This is a genomic window from Limnoraphis robusta BA-68 BA1 (assembly GCF_034932365.1).
GTDB classification, from domain to species: Bacteria; Cyanobacteriota; Cyanobacteriia; order Cyanobacteriales; family Microcoleaceae; genus Capilliphycus; species Capilliphycus robustus.
In genome coordinates, this window is record NZ_JAYGHR010000067.1 from 51,473 (window position 1) to 70,817 (window position 19,345).

The following is a 19,345-nucleotide window of genomic DNA, read 5'->3' on the forward strand; positions in this document are numbered from 1 at the left end:
TTACTTCTCTCAGTGTGCCTTCTATTTTTTCTGGTGAAATTAAATTGATTATCGCCTACAAATCGGATTAATATTGATTAAAGGTTTTCACACTGCCATCAGGACGAAACGACAACACAGAAAAGGGTTCTTTTATATTACCTGACTCCATCCCTGGCGCACCGAGCGGCATTTGAGGGACAGCTAAACCGGAGACTGGGGGTTTTTCTGCTAACAAGCGTTTAATATCTGAGGCGGGAACATGACCTTCTATGGCGTATCCGTCAACGACTGCGGTATGACAAGAGGTTAACTCATCCGGTACCCCATATTCTTGTTTAACTGCCGCGACATCTTCTGTGACAATATTAGTGGCTTGAAAGCCATTGGTTTCGAGGTGTTGTACCCAAGCTTTGCAGCATCCACAAGTGGGACTTCGATGCACGGTAATATTGAGAGGAATATCAGAATATGCTATCGTTTGAACAGGATTTGTCGCTTGATTTGCAGATTGACTCCACACTGTAACTGCAATCCCTGCAATCATAGCGGTTCCTGCAACGACTGCAAGAATAGGACGAAGATATTGATGCAGCCAATTTGTTGGAGGTTGATTAGACATAGAATTTAGTTAGATTTATAGCAGTTTGCGTTTGAAGTCATATCATGTCCGATTTATTAATGATCATTTTGTAGGGGCGGGTTCTGTCTCTATCTGTGTTTTCTTGGCAAGAATTGAGATAAACCCGCCCTCTCCCCACTATTATTATAATCAAAATCAGGTTGATCCCGGTAACTTTAGCGAAACCCACCCACAGTAAGTAGTAAGTAGACCCCAAAAACCCGGTAACTTTAGCGAAACCGGGTTTTTATTCCACACTATAATTATAATCAAAAAATCAACCTTATAGAACTCACCTGTCATTTAATAATGAATTTACCTATTTTCGCAGATATTGAAAAGGCAACCCAACGCCTTCAAGGATATGCTTACCGAACCCCGGTTGTGACTTCTCGAACCGTTAACGAATTAACCCAAGCTGAAGTTTTCTTTAAATGTGAGAACTTTCAACGCACAGGTTCGTTTAAATTTCGGGGTGCTTTTAACGCTTTGTCTCAACTGTCTGAGGAACAAAAATCTCGCGGTGTTTTAACATTTTCTTCGGGAAATCATGCTCAAGCGATCGCTCGTTCTGGTCAGCTTTTAGGCATTCCCAGCACTATTATTATGCCGTCTGATGCTCCCACTGTCAAGCAAGCGGCAACACGGGGTTATGGGGCGGAAATTATTCTCTATGAACGTGCAGAAGTTGCCCGTGAAGTCTTATGTCAACAAATCGCAACCGAACGAAATTCTACGATTATTCCACCCTACGATCATCCTGATATTATAGCCGGACAAGGTACAACGGCGTTTGAACTTTTAGAAGAAGTGGGAACGCTAGATTTATTATTGGTTTGTTGTGGGGGTGGGGGTTTATTATCCGGTTGTGCGATCGCCACTCGTCAGCTTGCGCCTGATTGTAAAATTATCGGGGTTGAACCTGCAAATGCTGATGATGCAACTCGTTCTTTTCAAACGAAAACGTTACAGAAAATTGAGAATCCAAAAACGATAGCAGATGGGGCGAGAACTCCCTATTTAGGAAAGCTAACCTTTCCGTTAGTCTTGCAGAATGTCGATGATATGGTAACAGTTTCAGAAGAAGATATTATTAAAACAATGTTCTTTGTTTGGGAACGCATGAAGTTAGTGATTGAACCAACGGGTGCGTTAGCTGCTGCTGCATTAATTCAAGGTGTTGTGAAAGCAAAGGGTTCTCGTGTTGGGGTGGTTATTAGTGGCGGAAATGTGGATTTAAAACAAATTAGTCAGCTTTTTTAAAACCTTTAATTGATTGTTAATCAATGTCTGTCGGAATCAAAACTATCACCAGTAGCGGATACAGAGTAATAATTCCGTAAAATTACTGAGGTTTTTGATTGTCGTCCTTGCTATCATTTGCATGAGTGAGTTTAAATCAAGGAAAATTGTTATATCAGAAATCTGATCAACAATCCTTCAATGAGACTGACTCATCTATGATTAACTCTCAGGGACGTTAATATTATGACTTCAACTCATTCAGCATCTGAACAAGCAAAGAAACGTTTATTAGAATTGGCTAAACAAGGAAACCCTAAAGCCATTGTGATGTTTTTAAATCGTTTCAACAGTTCAGAAGAAATTGCTACTATTATAGAAGACAATGCTACTATTAAAAATAATTGTCTAAATATTCAAGTAGAATCTTCGCAATTTCCCCTCAATTACTCGTCTAAAAAATACATCTATGATGGGTTAAAAATGTTTAAAATAGAATATATTGAATCTGTAATAATCGAACCTAGCATCCAGAAAAACCCTAAAAAACCTTGTAAAGAACGTATTGATTTAACCAAAGAATTAGAAAAACCCTCACCTGAACCTCCAGTATCAAAACAATTAAAATGGCCTGCTTGGTTTCCTTATCCAAGTTCATGGTTAAGGATGACATTATTAATATTATGGTTATTTATTGTTATCAGAATTGTTGCCTTTTGGGGAGTTATTATTGGGGGAACTGTGTCTGTCATATCGGAAGATGTAATGCCGTTATTTCAAGCTTTAGGAATTGGCGTTATTGGTTCAATATTCATTCTAACGTATTTTTATCATATTTTATACTATATAGGTCAATTTTTGTTTGGTAAATCATCATCGAAATCTTTTAAATGGTTGCCTACACGTCTCAGTTTATGGGAAGGAATATATACGCCGATAGTTTTAACCTTATCCGTTTTAACTGTTTTCTTAGTTATTTTACCTTTTATGCCCTGGGAAACTTGTCAAACCGAACTCCTATTAGAAGATACAAATTGTCAAAATCGTATTCAAAATTATTTAGCGAGTCTAGAAATTATAGCGACTATTATTTGGATAACTTCAGGTTTATATCTTTACCAAATAGAGTATTTAATTCGCACAAGAGTTCCATTTCACAAAGTCCTTAAATTTATAGCTTTAGTCTTTTTATCTTTCATGTCAACGGTTTTAATTTACACAACCGCAACAAATTGGGATTATATTTATGGTGCATTTGCCAATGTCGGCAACTCTTTTTCGATATCAGAATCATCTGAAGTTGTAGATTTACCAGAACATCAAAATGTAGATGCCAATTTATCTGAAGTTGTCACACCTCAACTTCCCGATGAAAACTTCAAAAAAGGCATAGAAAATGCGACGAATGCTTCATTATTAGTTCAAAAGGCAAAATCTAAACCTGAATGGGAATTTGTGGCGACACAATGGCAAAATGCAATAGACTGTATGAAACAAGTACAACCCTCTGACTCAAATTATCAAGCCGCACAGGAAAGGGTTGTACAATATCAGAAAAACCTTGAATATGCGCGTTTAGTAGGAAGTCTGGCAGAATAACGAAAGATTTTATTTTTTTCCGTATATTTACGGAGATAAAAGCTGGATAGACTACTTTTAAAGTCACAATAATTAAGGCAAAAGTTCCGTGTAATTACTGATGCTTTTACTTTCGTCCTTTGCTATCTTTGAGTTAGAGACTGAAAAGAAACAGCTAGTCATTATTTTAGTATTTTCAGCCATTTAATAAATAACCTCTACTCAACTCAACACCTCGTTTTAGGAGTGCTACTACTATGAGTTCGTTAAAAGATGCAACACAAGGAAATCCAAATGATCAGATAGGTAATCAACCGATATGGTTGCCTTTTGTTAGAGCCTTTATTCTTCTTCAAATCAACATTCCTGGCTTATTCTTAATCTCATTTTTTGGCTTAGGATCAATTACTTTACTCACAACTGAAAATCCACTATCTTCATTACTATTTTTGGGGACGCTAATTATATTCTCGGCGATATCAGTTTTTTCAATCTTCTACTTTATCACCCGACTCTTATTTGGAAAATGGATACCCAGATGGAGTAGTTTTTGGGAAGGATCTTATGCACTCTTTGTTATGATTGTATCTTCTCTAATGAGCTTCATTGGAATCTTGATTCAGGGGCAAATCATGTGTTCTTTCTTTTTTGATACAGCATATTCATCAGGATTTTGTGTAGGTTCTTATCTGGGATACTTAGCCTTTAAGATGTTACAAAATCCCGCTCAACCTGCTTCATTTGTAGCAATTAGCGTTTGGTTTATTAGTGCTACAATTCTTTATAGAATTGAATATGAAGTCCGCAGAATAATTCATCCCAAGACACTTTCAAGACTGATATTTATGAGCTTAATTATTGGATTTATTTCTTCAGGAATTATTACGTTTCAGGGTGAAGATGTTCAATATTTATCAGATTCTTCTTTAGCGTCTGAGATCTCCTCATCTGAAGATGAATCTTCAACACTAGAAGAAGAATATTCTGATCTATGGGACACAATTGCTGAACATGATGCTAGTTACGATGATGTATACGATGATGTAGAATATGACACTTTTAATGATGCGTTGAACGCAGGAATGGAAGCTGCAATGTTAGCACAAACCGCAAAATCTTCTCAAGAATGGAACAAAGTTAGCGAAATTTGGAAAGAAGCCATTGAACTGTTAGAAGATGTTCCCGAGTCTAGTCCAAACTTAGAAATTGCTCAAAATAAAATAGAAGAATATCAAAAAAATCTCAACTACAGTCAACAACAAGCCAATCAAAACGCACAATATGAAGCGTTAATTCCCCCTGACTTAAACTTCAAAAAAGGTTTAGAAGAAGCCAGTAGTGCTGCATTTTTTGTACAGACAGCAAAATCTAAACCTGAATGGGAATTTGTCGCGACACAATGGCAAAATGCAATCGTTTATATGAAACAAGTACAACCCTCTGACACCAATTACAAAGCTGCACAGGAACGGGTTGTACAATATCAGAAAAATCTCGAATATGCGCGTTTAGCAGGGAGTCAAGCTAAAGAATAACTGATACCATTTCTCTTTAATAGTGCAACTCACTCCCTCGTTACCCCCATTTTTAAGGGAATCCCCCCGGCTTCGCCACCCCCCCACCCCCCTTTTTAAGGGGGGATCAAGGGGGGATTAAAGGGGGGCTAGGGGGGATCTAAGGGGGGGAACAATTAGATGCAACTTCATAGAGAATTGGTATGAGATTTTCCCTTAGTCTAAACTGAGAACTTCAAACTCAATTTGACTCCAAATCATTTGGTTATCCAGTGCAGATAATACCTTGTTATTCGCCGCAGGAGACTGCAAACAGCGACAGGCTAACTGGGCAACATCTGCGCGATGAATGGTTCCAGAAACGCTATAATTTTCAGTTAAAATACCGTTTCCTGTGGCGGGTTCAGATTTTAATCCACCGGGACGAATTATGGTATAATTCAGACCACTATCGATTAAATGTTGTTCGGCTTTTTCCTTTTCTATTAACACGGCGCCCAGGGTTTCTAAAGCTTGAGGCGGTAAAGCCACTCGACTGTTACCCGAACCGATAGAAGAAACCAAAATAAACTTTTCAACGCCTGCTTGAACCGCCGCATCAATTAAGTTTTTATTCCCTAAATAGTCAGCCCTTTCACCATCTTTCGGTAAGCCACCAATGGTACTAATAACAGCAGAAATAGGGGAACCTGACATCGCTTGTTTAACGGCTTCGGCGTCTAATGCGTCTCCCATTACCACTTCTATTCCCATCGCTTTTAACTCGGCTTGAGTGTCAGGCGAGCGCAATAAAGCCTTGACCATTTTACCTTGTTCGCGTAAATATTTAGCAATTTCTCGCCCCACACCTCGACTAGCGCCTGCGAGGAAAATAAAAGATTCAGAATTCATTTTTAAAACTCCAATTAACTGATATGAGAAGGCTTTTTGATCCCCCTAAATCCCCTAAATCCCCCTCCCGTCCCCCTTAATCCCCCCTTGATCCCCCCTTAGAAAGGCAGGGCTGTTTCATTCTCGGTTCAAAAATGCGATCGCCAAATCTTAAAAGCCTTTCTCTGTAAAGAAAAGGAGGATTATTTCAACAGTTTTGATATTTTCTGTTTAAATAGAGCCTAAAACTTGCCCCCCATCAAAGGTTTAGCGATCGCCAAATTTTAGAACGAAACGGCCCTGCCCTTAAAAAGGGGGGTGGGGGGGTGAGGAGAGGGGAGTAAGGAGAAAGGAGTCAAAAAGATTACAATCGATGTAGAATTGCCATAGACTAATCTCTGCTTTTTCAGCAATTTTATTCAATCCAAAAACACTCAAAAGGAACACAAAACATGACTTCTACACTCTACGCTTTACTCATCGGAAATGACTGCTATCTTCCCAACACATTACCCGATGGCAGTACCTTTAAAAGTTTAAGAGGTTGCGTTCGAGATATTACCTTAGTTGAGGAATATCTGAAAAAGAGTTACAACCTCAAAGACGAGCATTTATTAAAATTAACCTCTACAAATGATCCAAATAATCCCAAGCAACCGTTAGAAGATCCGAGCCTATGGCCAAGTTATAAAAACATGGTCGCCAAATTCCAACAAATCACAGAAATAGCTCAACCCAATGACCGAGTTTATATTCATTATTCGGGTCATGGCGGACGTACATCGACAAATTATCCTGATTTAAAAGGCGATGATGGAGTTGATGAAACCTTAGTTCCGAATGATTTGGGTACAAATGATGGGCAACATTTGCGGGATTTAGAGTTAGCTCAATTGCTGCAAAATATGGTCGAAAAAGGATTAATTGTTACCGTTGTATTGGATAGTTGTCATTCGGGGGGAGCAAGCCGAGATGAAGAAAAAAACGGTTATTATATTCGGGGTTTAAATATTATTGACACTACTCCCCGACCAACAGAAAGTTTAGTTGCTTCTCCCGAAAAATTAATGCAAACTTGGGATAAATTAACAGAAGGAAAACGCAACGTTACAGCCGCAGGTTTGTTACCTCAACCTAAAGGTTATACGCTGTTAGCAGCTTGTCAGGATAATGAATCTGCTTACGAGACAACTTTTGAAGGTCAACGTCACGGAGCGATGACCTATTGGCTGATTAATTCCCTCAAAAAATTGGGTTCACAAATCACCTATCAATCCCTTCACAATCGCTTACTCGCTAATATTAACAGCGATAATAATAAGCAAACCCCGATGTTACATGGTGAAGGCGATCGCTTATTTTTAAGCAGTGAGGGAACATCCTATCAATTAGCAGTTCCAGTGATGGATATCGATGCAGCTAAAAACAGAGTTCAGTTGCAAGTTGGGGAAGCAACGGGTGTGTCTAAAGGTTCAGAATTTGTGATTTATTCACCCGGAATTAGCGATTTTAGTCAAACGGATAAACGAGTCGCAGTTGTTAAACTCACCGAAGTCGGTGCGGTCGATTCTTGGGCAGAAATTAAACAATTTATCGGAGAAAATACATTTGAAAACATCGAAAAAGGGGCGAACACATTACTTTTACATCCTGGTGTTAAACTGGTTAAAAAAGTACGTTTGTTATCGGAAATACCCGCATTATCTAAACTCAAAAATGTTGAGTTAACCGATCCATCAAATGCCGATAGAAGTGTACCAACTGTTAAACCCAGTAACCCGATTGAGTTTGTATCCGGCGATCAAGCTGGCGATGACTTTGCCTATCAAGTTCGTATTAATGAAAGCGGCGAGTATGAAATCCTCAATAAAGTGGGAGAACCGATTCCCAACATTCAACCTGCTTTAAAAGTCGATGAACCCCAAGCCGCAGAAACTCTAATTAAACGTTTAGTTCATCTGACAAAATATCAGACAATTTTGCAGCTTGACAACAACGATCCAGCATCAGCTTTAGCCGGAAAAATTAAAGTCGAATTGTGTAAAGCAGGAGAAGGACGCGAACTTATACCTTTCGATGAACAGGGTCATATTCCCACTGTTGATGTCGATGAGTTAGTCTATCTTCGCATTCGCAATAAGTCTTCTCAAACTCTGAATATTACTGTACTTGCAATTCAGCCAGATTGGAGTATTGCTCAACTTCATCCGAAAAAAGTCAACTATGAAATTTTAGAACCCGGACAAAAACTTGAACCTGATATTCGTTTTAACGCAAGCCTTCCAGAAGGTTATACAGAAGGGGATGACATTCTTAAAGTCTTTGCAACAGTCACAGGAACGAGTTTTGATTGGTTAAAATTACCCGCCTTAGATAAACCCCCAGGTTCACCTGTAAACAGAGCAGCGAGTAATCCTCTTGAAGAATTATTCTCGGCGATCGCAGATGAAAATCCCGATCCTAAGAATGTAACTCGTGCAGTTTTTGCGAGTGATGAATGGACAACTGAACAGGTTAAATTGGTAGTTAAAGAAAGTCTCTAATTTCCCTCAAAATATCCCCCCAAACGCCCTTTTATCCCCCTGGCCATCAAAAGGGGGAGGTTAGGCCATTTCAGTCCCCGATTATTGGCCCCCAGTCAAGAAGGTTTGGGGGGTTCATGGCCAATTTCGGATCAAGTTAATATGTCGCATATTTGTGTGACTTTACCGTTGGAATTAATTTGAAGATACTTAAAGTATTAGCTAGATTAGAGTCCCCGTTTAATTAGGAATTAAGTTTGTGATCAGGTATCTATGAGCGAACAACCCATTTTCAACCCACGACTCAATATTGATGCTCAGACCATAGAAAACTCTCCAAATGGTCAAGCTGGACGGGATCTCTTTCAGACTGTAACGGTCTATGAAAGTTTGAGTTTTGAAGGTTTATTTCGTCGAGAAGTCAAACCCCCAACCCAACAAGAATATCGCTTCCGACAAAAACTGCTCAACCAAGTTAAAGAGTTTTGGGTAGAGAATGTCTTAGAACGGTCATTGCATAATCTAGCGATAATTGAACTCGGACTGGAAGAACGACCAGATTTGGTAGAGCGTCCTTTTAGTAATGTTCAAATCTCCCCAGATGAGTCCAAACAATCTTTATCTATACATCGAGGAATCACCACTGCATTTAATCGGATGGGAGAAGGGCGAACGCTGCTGATTTTGGGTGAACCCGGCGCCGGAAAAACAACGGTATTGTTGAAATTAACGCGGGATTTAATTGATCGAACTTCGGACAATTTGAATCGACCCATACCTGTGGTTTTTAACTTATCTTCTTGGGCAAAAAAACAGCAAAAAATCGCCGATTGGTTGGTGGATGAACTTCAGAGCAACTATGGCGTTTCTAAGTCTCTGGGTAAAGCATGGGTAAAAGATCAACAATTGTTACTTCTACTGGATGGTTTGGATGAGGTGCGAGCCAAACATCGAGAAGCTTGTGTAGAAGCCATCAACCAATTTCTGAATCTGAAAGAGTATGGACTAACGGAGATGGTGGTTTGTAGTCGAATTAAAGACTATCAAGCCCTCTCAAATCGTCTACAAGTGCGGGGTGCTATCTGCGTTCAACCTTTAACCTCAGAACAAATTAACCAATATTTAGACCAAGCGGGGGAACAACTTCAGGGAGTCAAAACCCTATTGCAACAAGATACAGCGATGCAGGAGATGATGAAATCTCCCCTGACTCTCAGTATTGTCAGCATGGCTTACAAAGATATCTCTGTTGAAAATTTACAGCAATTCGGTTCCACTGAAGAACGTCGTCGCCATCTTTTTGAAACTTATATTAAGCGAATGTTTCAGCGTCATGGACGTGCTATGAGGATGAAATATACGCGAGAAAAAACCAAACATTGGATTACTTGGTTAGCGACTCGGATGGTACAAGAGTCTCAAACGGTATTTCTCATCGAAAAAATACAACCTACTTGGCTAGAAAAAAAGGGTGAACGCATCTTGTATCGGATTGTTAGTGTATTGGCTTCAGGGCTGATTTTAGGGCTGATTTTAGGGCTGATTTTAGGGCTGATTTTAGGGCTGATTGCAAGGGAGTTTTTCGAGCTGACTGATGAACACGCGGTTGTCGGGCTGATTTTAGGGCTGATTATAGGGCCGATTATAGCGCCGATTTTAGGGCCGATTTTAGGGCTGATTGTCGCGCTGGCTGGAGGGGAAATTAAACCTATTGAAAGCTTAACATGGTCGGCTCAAGAATTCAAAAAAACTCTAAAAAAAATGCCGGCTTTACTGTGGATCTTAGGGCTGATTTTAGGGCTGATTTTAGGGGTGATTGAAGGCACGTGGGTAGGATGTATTGTCGGGCTGTTTGGAGTGCTGTTTGTCGGCATATTTTATGCTTTTATTCAAGGATTAAAAGGCCCAGAAATAGAGGTCAAAAAAATCCCGAATCAAGGAATTAAAAAATCAATACTTAACGCTATAATTTTGGGGATAATTATACCTATCGTGGCAGGACTGATAGGATCATTAGGTCTGAACTTCATAGCGGGGATTAATGGCCACAATAATGATATATTCCGTTCTTTTTTATTACTGACTATATCATTTTGTTTAATTATTGGCTTATCTTTCGGTGGTGGATATGCTGTCATCCAACACTTAACTTTACGTTCAATGCTTTACATAAAAGGCTTTGCACCCTGGAATTATGCTCGTTTTCTGGACTACGCGACAGAACTAATATTCCTGCAAAAAGTTGGGGGCGGTTACATCTTTATTCACCGGATGTTACTCGAACATTTTGCCCAAGTTGAACCGGAACAAGTTCCAGAAAGTTCGGTGAAAGTTTCTCAGTCGATAGACCTTATGAATGCGTCCACTACACAAGAATTAAATCCGGTTAATTCAGAAGAACTTGAGACTTTAAAAACCGTTGAAGCGTTAGAACCCGAATCAGTCTCTCATAAAGTTTGTGGAAATTGCCAACATGAAAATCTACCTCACTTTAACTTTTGTTCAAAGTGTGGAACCGCACTAAATTCCTAGAAAATTTAGAACTAAACTCGTTACATCAATTCTTTATGAAGCTGCATCTAATTGATCCCCCCCAACCCCCCTTGATCCCCCCTTGATCCCCCCTTAATCCCCCCTTGATCCCCCCTTAAAAAGGGGGGGTGGGGGGTAAGGCGAGGGGAGGACTTTTAAGTTTATTAAATATCTAAAGCTATTCATTACTCCCCATTCCAAATAAAAAACTTTTTTCCTTTTCCCTCTCCTAACCCCCCTTTCAAAGGGGGCAGGGGGGATAGAGAGGGCGTTGCGGTGAGGTAGGGAAGGGGGTTGGGGGGTTAGGTTCTACAATTTCTGGTCGAGAATGAAACAGCCCTGGGAGCCTTAAAAAGGGGGAGATAAAGGGGGATAAGGAGATACGGCTGACGGCACACTACGCGAACGTCAAAAGTTGCATGATTAGAAAGAAATGGTATTACATTAAGGAGATTCAACCATGAAGAAAATACTGATTTTATTATCCAATCCCAAAAATTCGGTTCAGTTACGTTTAGGAGAAGAAACACGCGAAATCAAAGAAGCATTGAAACAGTCCAAAAATCGAGAACAATTTCAAGTTGAGAGTGAGTCAGCCGTTCGGGTGAAAGACTTGCGACGAGCATTATTAGAATATGAACCTGCAATTGTTCACTTTTCGGGTCATGGTTCTGGGAGTGACGGACTGATATTAGAAAATGATTCGGGAGAAACTCAACTCGTGAGTAGTGAGGCTTTAGCCAAGCTGTTTAAACAGTTTCAACAAGAAGTTCAATGTGTTGTTCTCAATGCTTGCTACAGCGAAGAACAAGCCCAAGCCATCCATGAATATATTGACTGTGTTGTAGGGATGAATAAAGCCGTTGGAGATGTTGCAGCGATTAACTTTTCGACGGCGTTTTATGAAGCTTTGGGCGCCGGAAAAACCTATGATAAATGTTTCAACTTTGCTTGCAATGCTATTGATTTAGAAGGAATACCGGAGTCGGATACTCCACAAATTCGCTATCGTCCTCGACATTATATTTCTGATATTCAGGAAACTCAGCAAGCAAAAAACACAGATGATTCATCTTCTCAACCTGGCTTTAAACCTGCCATCAATATTAATGGTAATCTTTCCAACAGTCCAGTAGGTCAAGCCGGACGCGACCAGACTCAAACCTCTGATCAATCTCAATCTTTTGGTGATGTTAGTTTTAGGGGAACGGGTAATAATTTTAACCCATTTAATCGTGTGCATGGTAACGTTAATATTGACCAAAGTAAAACTGAAACTATCGGGGGAAATTCTGAATTACAAGCGGCATTAAATGAACTGAAAAAACTTAAACAGGAAATTGGTTCAACAAATTCTCTCAGTGTTCTTCAGAAAAAACAAGCCGAGATTCCTGTTGAAATACTCGAAACTGAATTAAAGAAACCCCAACCCAATAAAAGCTTAATTGATGAAGCAGTTGAAGCACTCAAAAAAGGATTAGAAGGGGTAGAAACGCTTGCTGGGCCTGTGATGAAAGTTGCAGCAATTTTAGCGAAAGTGTGGGTTTAATCGAGCCTGAACAAATATTAAACCATCTGTTGTTGTCTATTAATATCATTGCCAGGGGGGACGGAAACAGTCATAATTTTAGTTGCTCCAGTTGCCCCCTGTGGTAATCTTGGTTATAACGGTTAAAGTATGAGATGGTGTCTGCTCGTTTAACGCTTCTTTCAAGAGGTTAACTTATTTTCACCGCCTCGCAATGACAGGGTTATTCATTTTCTCAGCCTAAAAAAACAGACTCGCTAATAAGATTATGACTGAAGAAGAAGCCAAGAAAAACCTACCCTACTCTCAAAGCCAAACTGCCGGAAACGTAGAATTTTCTGGCAATGAAAACGCCATGAATTTGCTGAATTCGGCGAACGATGTCAGCATCAATCAATCTCGAACGATTATTTACAATTATTATTATGAAAAACGCACCGTTACCACATCCACCGAAGATGATATCGATGATAATTTAATCTGTCCCTATCAAGGTTTATATCATTTTAGTTACGAGAATTCAGAATATTTCTTTGGGCGGGAAGTCTTTGTCGAAGAACTCTTTGAATATACCGAAACCCGCAATTTTATTCCGGTGTTGGGTGCGTCGGGGAGCGGTAAATCTTCGGTAATTTTAGCGGGATTAGTGCCGAAATTGGTTCAAGCTGGACGCTGGCAATTTACCCATTTTAGACCGGGAAATGACCCTTTTAATGCACTCGCACAAGCGTTAGTTCCGCTCTATGAACCGAATTTGAATAAAACAGAACTCATTGCACAAGCGCGTCAATTAGCGGGATATTTTAAAAACAATACTGTTTTATTATCCGATGTTTTTGCAACAATACAACAGAATAATCCTCAAAATCGGACTTTATTAATAGCCGACCAATTTGAGGAACTTTACACCCTTTGTCCCGACGAAAAAATCCGTCGTCAATTTCTAGATACACTGTTAAACACTTTTAAAACTTTCGCCGAACAATCTTCTTTATCAACGGTGTTAGTTGCCACCATGCGGGCGGATTTTCTCGGAAATGCGCTGTCTTATCGGCCCTTAGTAGATGTGTTGAAAAATGCTAATATTATGTTGGGGCCGATGAATGAAAATGAACTGCGAGATGTGATTGAAAAACCCGCGCAAAAATTGGGGGTGAGTTTTGAACACGGACTGGTTGAACGCATTCTCGATGATGTCGAGCAACAACCGGGTAATTTACCGTTGTTAGAATTTGCTTTAACTGAACTTTGGAAAAAACGCCAAGGTAAACAATTAACCCATAAAGCCTACGAAGAAATCGGAGAAGTTTCCGGCGCCTTAACGGGTTATGCTGATGAGAAATTTAGTAAACTTAAACCCGAAGAAAAAGAACGAGTACGCCGAATTTTTCTTCAGTTGGTGCAACCGGGGGCGGGAAGGGAAGACACCCGCAGAGTCGCGACTCAGGCCGATTTCAACGAGAGCAATTGGGATTTGGTCAAACAATTAGCTGATGCGCGGTTAGTTGTCACCAGTCGTACAGAAAAGAATTCCGAACAAGAAACCGAAACCGTTGAAGTCGTCCATGAAGCATTAATTAGAAATTGGGGGCAACTGAGGAAATGGATGGAAGTAGACCGAGAATTTAGAACCTGGCAAGAACAACTGCGATCGGCAAAGAAACAATGGGAAGAAAACCATCGAGATCAAGGTTCTTTGTTACGAGGATCGGCTCTACTAAAAGCAGAAGAAAAACTGCAAGAGCGTCCCGAAGATTTAGAAGCTGAGAAACTTTTTATTCAGGAGAGTATTCAAGATCGCGATCGCCTCCAACTACAGGAGGAAGAACGAAAAGAGCAATTAGCCAAAGCACAGAAAGAAGCTCTAGAAGCATCGCAAGCCAGGGAAGCACAACAAAAACAAGCCAACAAAAAGCTGCGGATAGGAGCAATATTTCTCAGTGTTGTAACAGTGGCCGCGATCGCTGCTGCTGTAGGGGCCTGGTATCAGACAAAACAAGCCCAGAATCAGACAATACAAGCACAACTGAATCTAGCAAATTCTCTCGGTCAAACTTCTAAGGCTCAATTGACTGAAGGAAAGGATTTAGAGGCTTTTTTGGAGGCCATTCGGGCCGGGAAAATCTTGCAAAAATACCGAGCCAAAGACCCACAGGTGTTGGGTGCTTTAATCGGTAATGTTTATGAAGGCCGGGAGCGGAACCGTTTGCTAGGACACCAGAACTGGGTCCAAAGCGTCAGTATCAGCAAGGATGGCAAAACCATTGTTTCTGGCAGTTATGACAACACCATCAAAGTCTGGAATAGAGAAACCGGAGCATTAATCCGCACTCTCACCGGACACGATAGCTGGGTCTTGAGCGTCAGCATCAGCAACGATAGCAAAACCATTGTTTCTGGCAGTGCTGACAACACCATCAAAGTCTGGAATCTGGAGACACCCGACGCCGAACCCCTCACTCTCACCGGACACAATCGCCAGGTCAATAGCGTCAGCATCAGCAACGATAGCAAAACCGTAGTTTCTGGTAGTGCTGACAACACCATCAAAGTCTGGAATCTTGAAACCGGAGCATTAATCCGCACTCTCACCGGACACAATGGCCCGGTCAATAGCGTCAGCATCAGCAACGATAGCAAAACCATTGTTTCTGGCAGTGATGACAACACCATCAAAGTCTGGAATCTCCAAACCGGAGCATTAATCCGCACTCTCACCGGACACGATAGCTGGGTCAGAAGCGTCAGCATCAGCAACGATAGCAAAACCATTGTTTCTGGCAATGCTGACAGCACCATCAAAGTCTGGAATCTGGAAACCGGAAAAGAAATCAGCACTCTCAAAGGACACAAGGGCCAGGTCTGGAGCGTCAGCATCAGCAACGATAGCAAAACCATTGTTTCTGGGAGTGAAGACAGCACCATCAAAGTCTGGAATCTCGAGACACCCGACGCCGAACCCCTCACTCTCAAAGGACACGATAACCATGTCTGGAGCGTCAGCATCAGCAACGATGGCACCATTGTTTCTTGCAGTGGTGACAACACCATCAAAGTTTGGAATCTCCAAACCGGAGAAGAAATCCGCACTCTCACCGGACACGGTGGCAAGGTCAATAGCGTCAGCATCAGCAACGATAGCAAAACCATTGTTTCTGGCAGTGAAGACAGCACCATCAAAGTTTGGAATCTTGAAACCAGAGAAGAAATCCGCACTCTCACCGGACACGGTGGCCCGGTCAGAAGCGTCAGCATCAGCAACGATAGCAAAACCATTGTTTCTGGCAGTGATGACAACACCATCAAAGTCTGGAATCTCGAGACACCCGACGCCGAACCCCTCACTCTCAAAGGACACAATGGCCAGGTCAATAGCGTCAGCATCAGCAACGATAGCAAAACCATTGTTTCTGGCAGTGGTGACAACACCATCAAAGTCTGGAATCTCGAGACACCCGACGCCGAACCCCTCACTCTCAAAGGACACAATGGCTCGGTCAATAGCGTCAGCATCAGCAACGATAGCAAAACCATTGTTTCTGGCAGTGATGACAACACCATCAAAGTCTGGAATCTCGAGACACCCGACGCCGAACCCCTCACTCTCCCTGGACACAATGGCCAGGTCTGGAGCGTCAGCATCAGCAACGATAGCAAAACCATTGTTTCTGGCGGTGCAGACTACAACATCAAAGTCTGGAATCTGGAAACCGGAGAATTAATCCGCACTCTCACCGGACACCGTTACTGGGTCAGAAGCGTCAGCATCAGCAACGATAGCAAAACCATTGTTTCTGGCAGTAATGACAACGACTACAACAACATCAAAGTCTGGAATCTGGAAACCGGAGAATTAATCCGCACTCTCAAAGGACACCAGCACTGGGTCAATAGCGTCAGTATCAGCAACGATGGCACCATTGTTTCTGGGAGTGATGACTACACCATCAAAGTCTGGGATATAGACTTTGACTCGTTAATGGAGCGTAATTGCGATTGGGTGAAAAATTATTTGCAGCATAATGCTCCAGAGAAGGATAAAGGGTTGTGTGAGGGTGTCGGGAGCTTTTAGAAGTCTGAAGTCACCAAGTCTGAAGTTAGGAAAAATGGGAACGATAACGGAAGTTCCGTTCTGAGTTAAAACGATATCAATCCAGATAAAATCCTCAATTATGTCTACTCAAAATTCTTCGTTCTACGCTTTACTCATGGGGATTAACTATTATTCCCAAAACCGTTTATCGGATGGTTCATCCTACAAAAGTTTGAAAGGATGTGTTCGGGATATTAACCAAGTCGAAGACTTTCTCAAAAAATTACCCACCCGTCCGAACAAAATTGTTAAACTGACTGCATCCAACCCAGAAAACAACTCACCCGTTGAACCTCCCGAACAATTACCCACTTACAAAAATATTATCAAATCCTTTCAACATATTACTCAAATCGCTAAACCTGGCGATCGCATTTACATTCACTATTCGGGACATGGCGGACGCGCAAAAACCATCTATCCTGAATATAAAGGAGAATCTGGACAAGATGAAACCCTCGTTCCGACTGATATTGGTAGCGAAAACGGACGCTATTTGCGAGATTTAGAATTTGCCTATTTATTACAACAAATGGTCGATAAAAAGTTACAGGTTACTGTTGTTTTAGATAGTTGTCATTCGGGTGGTGCTGTTCGAGGTGGAGAAGATGAAAATGTTCGGGGTTCAGGCGTTGTTGATAACACAGTTCGTCCTCAAGACAGCCTCGTTGCTTCTTCGGAAGAAATAATAAAAAATTGGCAAAATATTACTGGAAAAACCAGCGATCCAGCCGGAAATCGTACAGGGACTTTGTTAGCAAAGGTTAAAGGTTATGTATTGTTAGCAGCTTGTCAACATTATGAAGCTGCTTATGAATATGCCTTTGACGGAAAAGAACGGAATGGGGTTTTAACTCATTGGCTATTGAAAACATTAACGCCAGACCCCTCTAAACTGATGATTACCTACCAAATGTTACAGGATTATATCAAGCCTAACATTAACAAGCTATTCCGTCAGCAAACTCCCATGTTAATTGGTGAAGGCGATCGCTTAATTTTTGGATGGGAGTCTATTCCGAGTGAATATACCGCCAATGTGACTGATATTAAAATAGGAAAAAAACAACGAATTGAATTAAATGTTGGTGAACTTCAAGGTTTAGAAAGAGGGGCTGAATTTACTCTTTATCCCTTTGGAACAACAGCCTTTTCAACAAAACAACAGTTAGCTTTAATTAAACTGGTGGAAGTTGAAGGATCGACTTCTTGGGGAGAAGTTCAGACGGTTTTTTCCGAACAACCGATTAAAGTGGGTGATTTAGCAATGTTGACTTTAGTTTCCTCTAATTTAATTCGTAAAGTTTACCTACTAGAAAATGATACCTTACCGAAGGAAATTAATCAACGGGCTGCTTTACAAAAAATCGAAAGTTCAACTCGAATTTTTAAGAATGCTTGGATTGAGTTTGTTGATGAGGTTGAAAAAGCTGATTATTTGGTTCGGGTGGCAATTTTAGATGCAGAAAAAGCCGAACAATATCAAGCGAAAGTGAACGATGTTATTTATGAAGTTTGCGATCGCACTCAAACGCCTATTATTTTAAGACCCGCGTTGAAAGTTAATGAAATTACGTTGGCTTCTCCCCTCATTCAACGCCTGGTTCATTTGGCTAAATATCAAGCGGTTTACAACCTAAAAAACCATGATCCTCGTTCAGAGATGCTGAAGAAAATCGCCGTTCGTCTAACAACGAAACCCGACCAAAATCAAGAATTAAACGCCGGAGAAAATCCCACTGAAATCACGATAACTGAAAATCAAACCTATTCGTTAGAAATTCAAAATCACTATTCACAACCTGTTTATGTCGCTGTGTTCAATTTACAGCAAAATTGGGCAATTTCTTCTGTTTTACCAGAAACTCCCGGACGGGGGATAGTTATATCCCTTGAACCCAAACAAAAAGAAACAATTCCTTTACCAAATCTTGAGAAAAAAGAAAATTGGCAGAATATTTATAAAGTTTGTGTTAGTGTTGATGATACTAACTTTCGGTTCTTGGAATTACCTCCTCTCGCTCAACAGAAACAACCTGTACGAGATAACCCTAAAAATTTCCTAGAACAACTGTTACAAGAAATGACCGCAGAACAACCGCCCGATCGCAATGTAACCCCAGCACCGTTACCCAGTTCAAAGTGGACAGTTGTTCAATTTACCGTTAATTAAAATTAGAACGAACAAACCCAATTGGGCAAAGCTTTTGACTCCTCAACACTCTGAATATTGCCCCCATAATTGGGGGTTTGGGGGCTAATCTAAATCATTTTTCTATCACTTTTTCCCAACTCGAACAAATGGTTTCCCCGACAGACTTGGCAATTTTTTGAACAATTAACGTTGAAACAATTGCCGCCACTGCGGGTGCTAACCCAAAATTTGCCACTAAAATAGGCGTAATCAAACTTGCAGCTTTTGTTGTGTTTTCCTTCATTGCCGTTTCAATGGTTTGCAACATTTCCCCCTGATCTCCGAAGGGATTTCCACACAACAAATCATAGGATTCTGCATTCAATTTTGTTAATAAACGTTCACCCATTGCCAACGCTTTATCCGCCATCGGCCCTCTCGGAACCCCTCCCCGACTGACTTCTTCTAAATCATCAATGGCACCGCGTTCATTCAAATTGTCTCCCAATTCTTGTATATACGTCCCCAATTTTATCTTGAGTTCGTCTTCGTCAAACTGTTGCAAATTCTCGATTAATTGATCAATATTTGACACGTTAATTTACCTCGTTATTGTGGATTTTAAATAAGTGGGATGGGGCGGGTTTATTGAAATTGTTTATTGGCTAAATCTATGGGAACCCACCCCTACTGTAAACTTATGGCTATTTCAAACTTCCTTTTCCCTTTCC

General features: G+C 40.8%; 11 protein-coding genes. 8 read left to right on the top strand and 3 right to left on the bottom strand.

All coding sequences use genetic code 11. The annotated features are described in order from the left end of the window. Nucleotides 1-67: 67 nt before the first annotated feature. A complete protein-coding gene (locus tag VB836_RS18045) occupies nt 68-601 on the bottom strand; it encodes a DUF411 domain-containing protein (RefSeq protein ID WP_323221250.1) in 534 nt (177 codons plus the stop codon). 309 nt (nt 602-910) lie between these two features. On the opposite strand from VB836_RS18045, the gene VB836_RS18050 reads away from it, so the two are divergent. The 3 genes from VB836_RS18050 to VB836_RS18060 all read left to right on the top strand — a co-directional run bounded on the left by VB836_RS18050 (nt 911) and on the right by VB836_RS18060 (nt 4,956). Further along, on the top strand, nt 911-1,864 hold the full coding sequence (locus VB836_RS18050) for a threo-3-hydroxy-L-aspartate ammonia-lyase (RefSeq protein ID WP_323221252.1): 954 nt from the start codon (nt 911-913) through the stop codon (nt 1,862-1,864). Between the two features lie 225 nt (nt 1,865-2,089). Further along, the gene (locus tag VB836_RS18055; RefSeq protein WP_323221254.1) at nt 2,090-3,442 is read left to right on the top strand and encodes a hypothetical protein; all 1,353 of its coding nucleotides are present in this window, start codon (nt 2,090-2,092) and stop codon (nt 3,440-3,442) included. A 611-nt stretch (nt 3,443-4,053) separates the two neighbouring features. After that, nucleotides 4,054-4,956 carry a hypothetical protein gene (locus VB836_RS18060; protein WP_323221256.1) on the top strand — a complete coding sequence of 301 codons (903 nt, stop codon included), beginning with the start codon at nt 4,054-4,056 and terminating at the stop codon, nt 4,954-4,956. A 195-nt stretch (nt 4,957-5,151) separates the two neighbouring features. Here the strand turns inward: VB836_RS18060 and VB836_RS18065 are convergent, their stop codons facing one another. Then, the gene (locus VB836_RS18065) at nt 5,152-5,826 is read right to left on the bottom strand and encodes an SDR family oxidoreductase (protein WP_323221258.1); all 675 of its coding nucleotides are present in this window, start codon (nt 5,824-5,826) and stop codon (nt 5,152-5,154) included. 431 nt (nt 5,827-6,257) lie between these two features. On the opposite strand from VB836_RS18065, the gene VB836_RS18070 reads away from it, so the two are divergent. The 5 genes from VB836_RS18070 to VB836_RS18090 all read left to right on the top strand — a co-directional run bounded on the left by VB836_RS18070 (nt 6,258) and on the right by VB836_RS18090 (nt 18,653). Next, nucleotides 6,258-8,348: a caspase family protein gene (locus VB836_RS18070; RefSeq protein WP_323221260.1), complete on the top strand. Its 2,091-nt coding sequence runs from the start codon at nt 6,258-6,260 to the stop codon at nt 8,346-8,348. Nucleotides 8,349-8,600: 252 nt separating this feature from the next. Beyond that, on the top strand, nt 8,601-10,859 hold the full coding sequence (locus VB836_RS18075; protein ID WP_323221262.1) for an NACHT domain-containing protein: 2,259 nt from the start codon (nt 8,601-8,603) through the stop codon (nt 10,857-10,859). Between the two features lie 460 nt (nt 10,860-11,319). Beyond that, nucleotides 11,320-12,408 (top strand): CHAT domain-containing protein, encoded by a 1,089-nt coding sequence (locus tag VB836_RS18080; RefSeq protein ID WP_323221264.1) that lies wholly within the window; start codon nt 11,320-11,322, stop codon nt 12,406-12,408. 247 nt (nt 12,409-12,655) lie between these two features. Further along, entirely contained in the window at nt 12,656-16,459 is a 3,804-nt protein-coding gene (locus VB836_RS18085) for an nSTAND1 domain-containing NTPase (RefSeq protein WP_323221266.1), read from the top strand. Between the two features lie 100 nt (nt 16,460-16,559). Continuing rightward, nucleotides 16,560-18,653, top strand: coding sequence for a caspase family protein (locus tag VB836_RS18090; protein ID WP_323221267.1), 2,094 nt, complete (start codon nt 16,560-16,562; stop codon nt 18,651-18,653). 94 nt (nt 18,654-18,747) lie between these two features. Here VB836_RS18090 and VB836_RS18095 read toward each other — a convergent pair whose 3' ends face one another. Further along, nucleotides 18,748-19,209 (bottom strand): hypothetical protein, encoded by a 462-nt coding sequence (locus tag VB836_RS18095; RefSeq protein ID WP_323221269.1) that lies wholly within the window; start codon nt 19,207-19,209, stop codon nt 18,748-18,750. Nucleotides 19,210-19,345 lie beyond the last annotated feature (136 nt).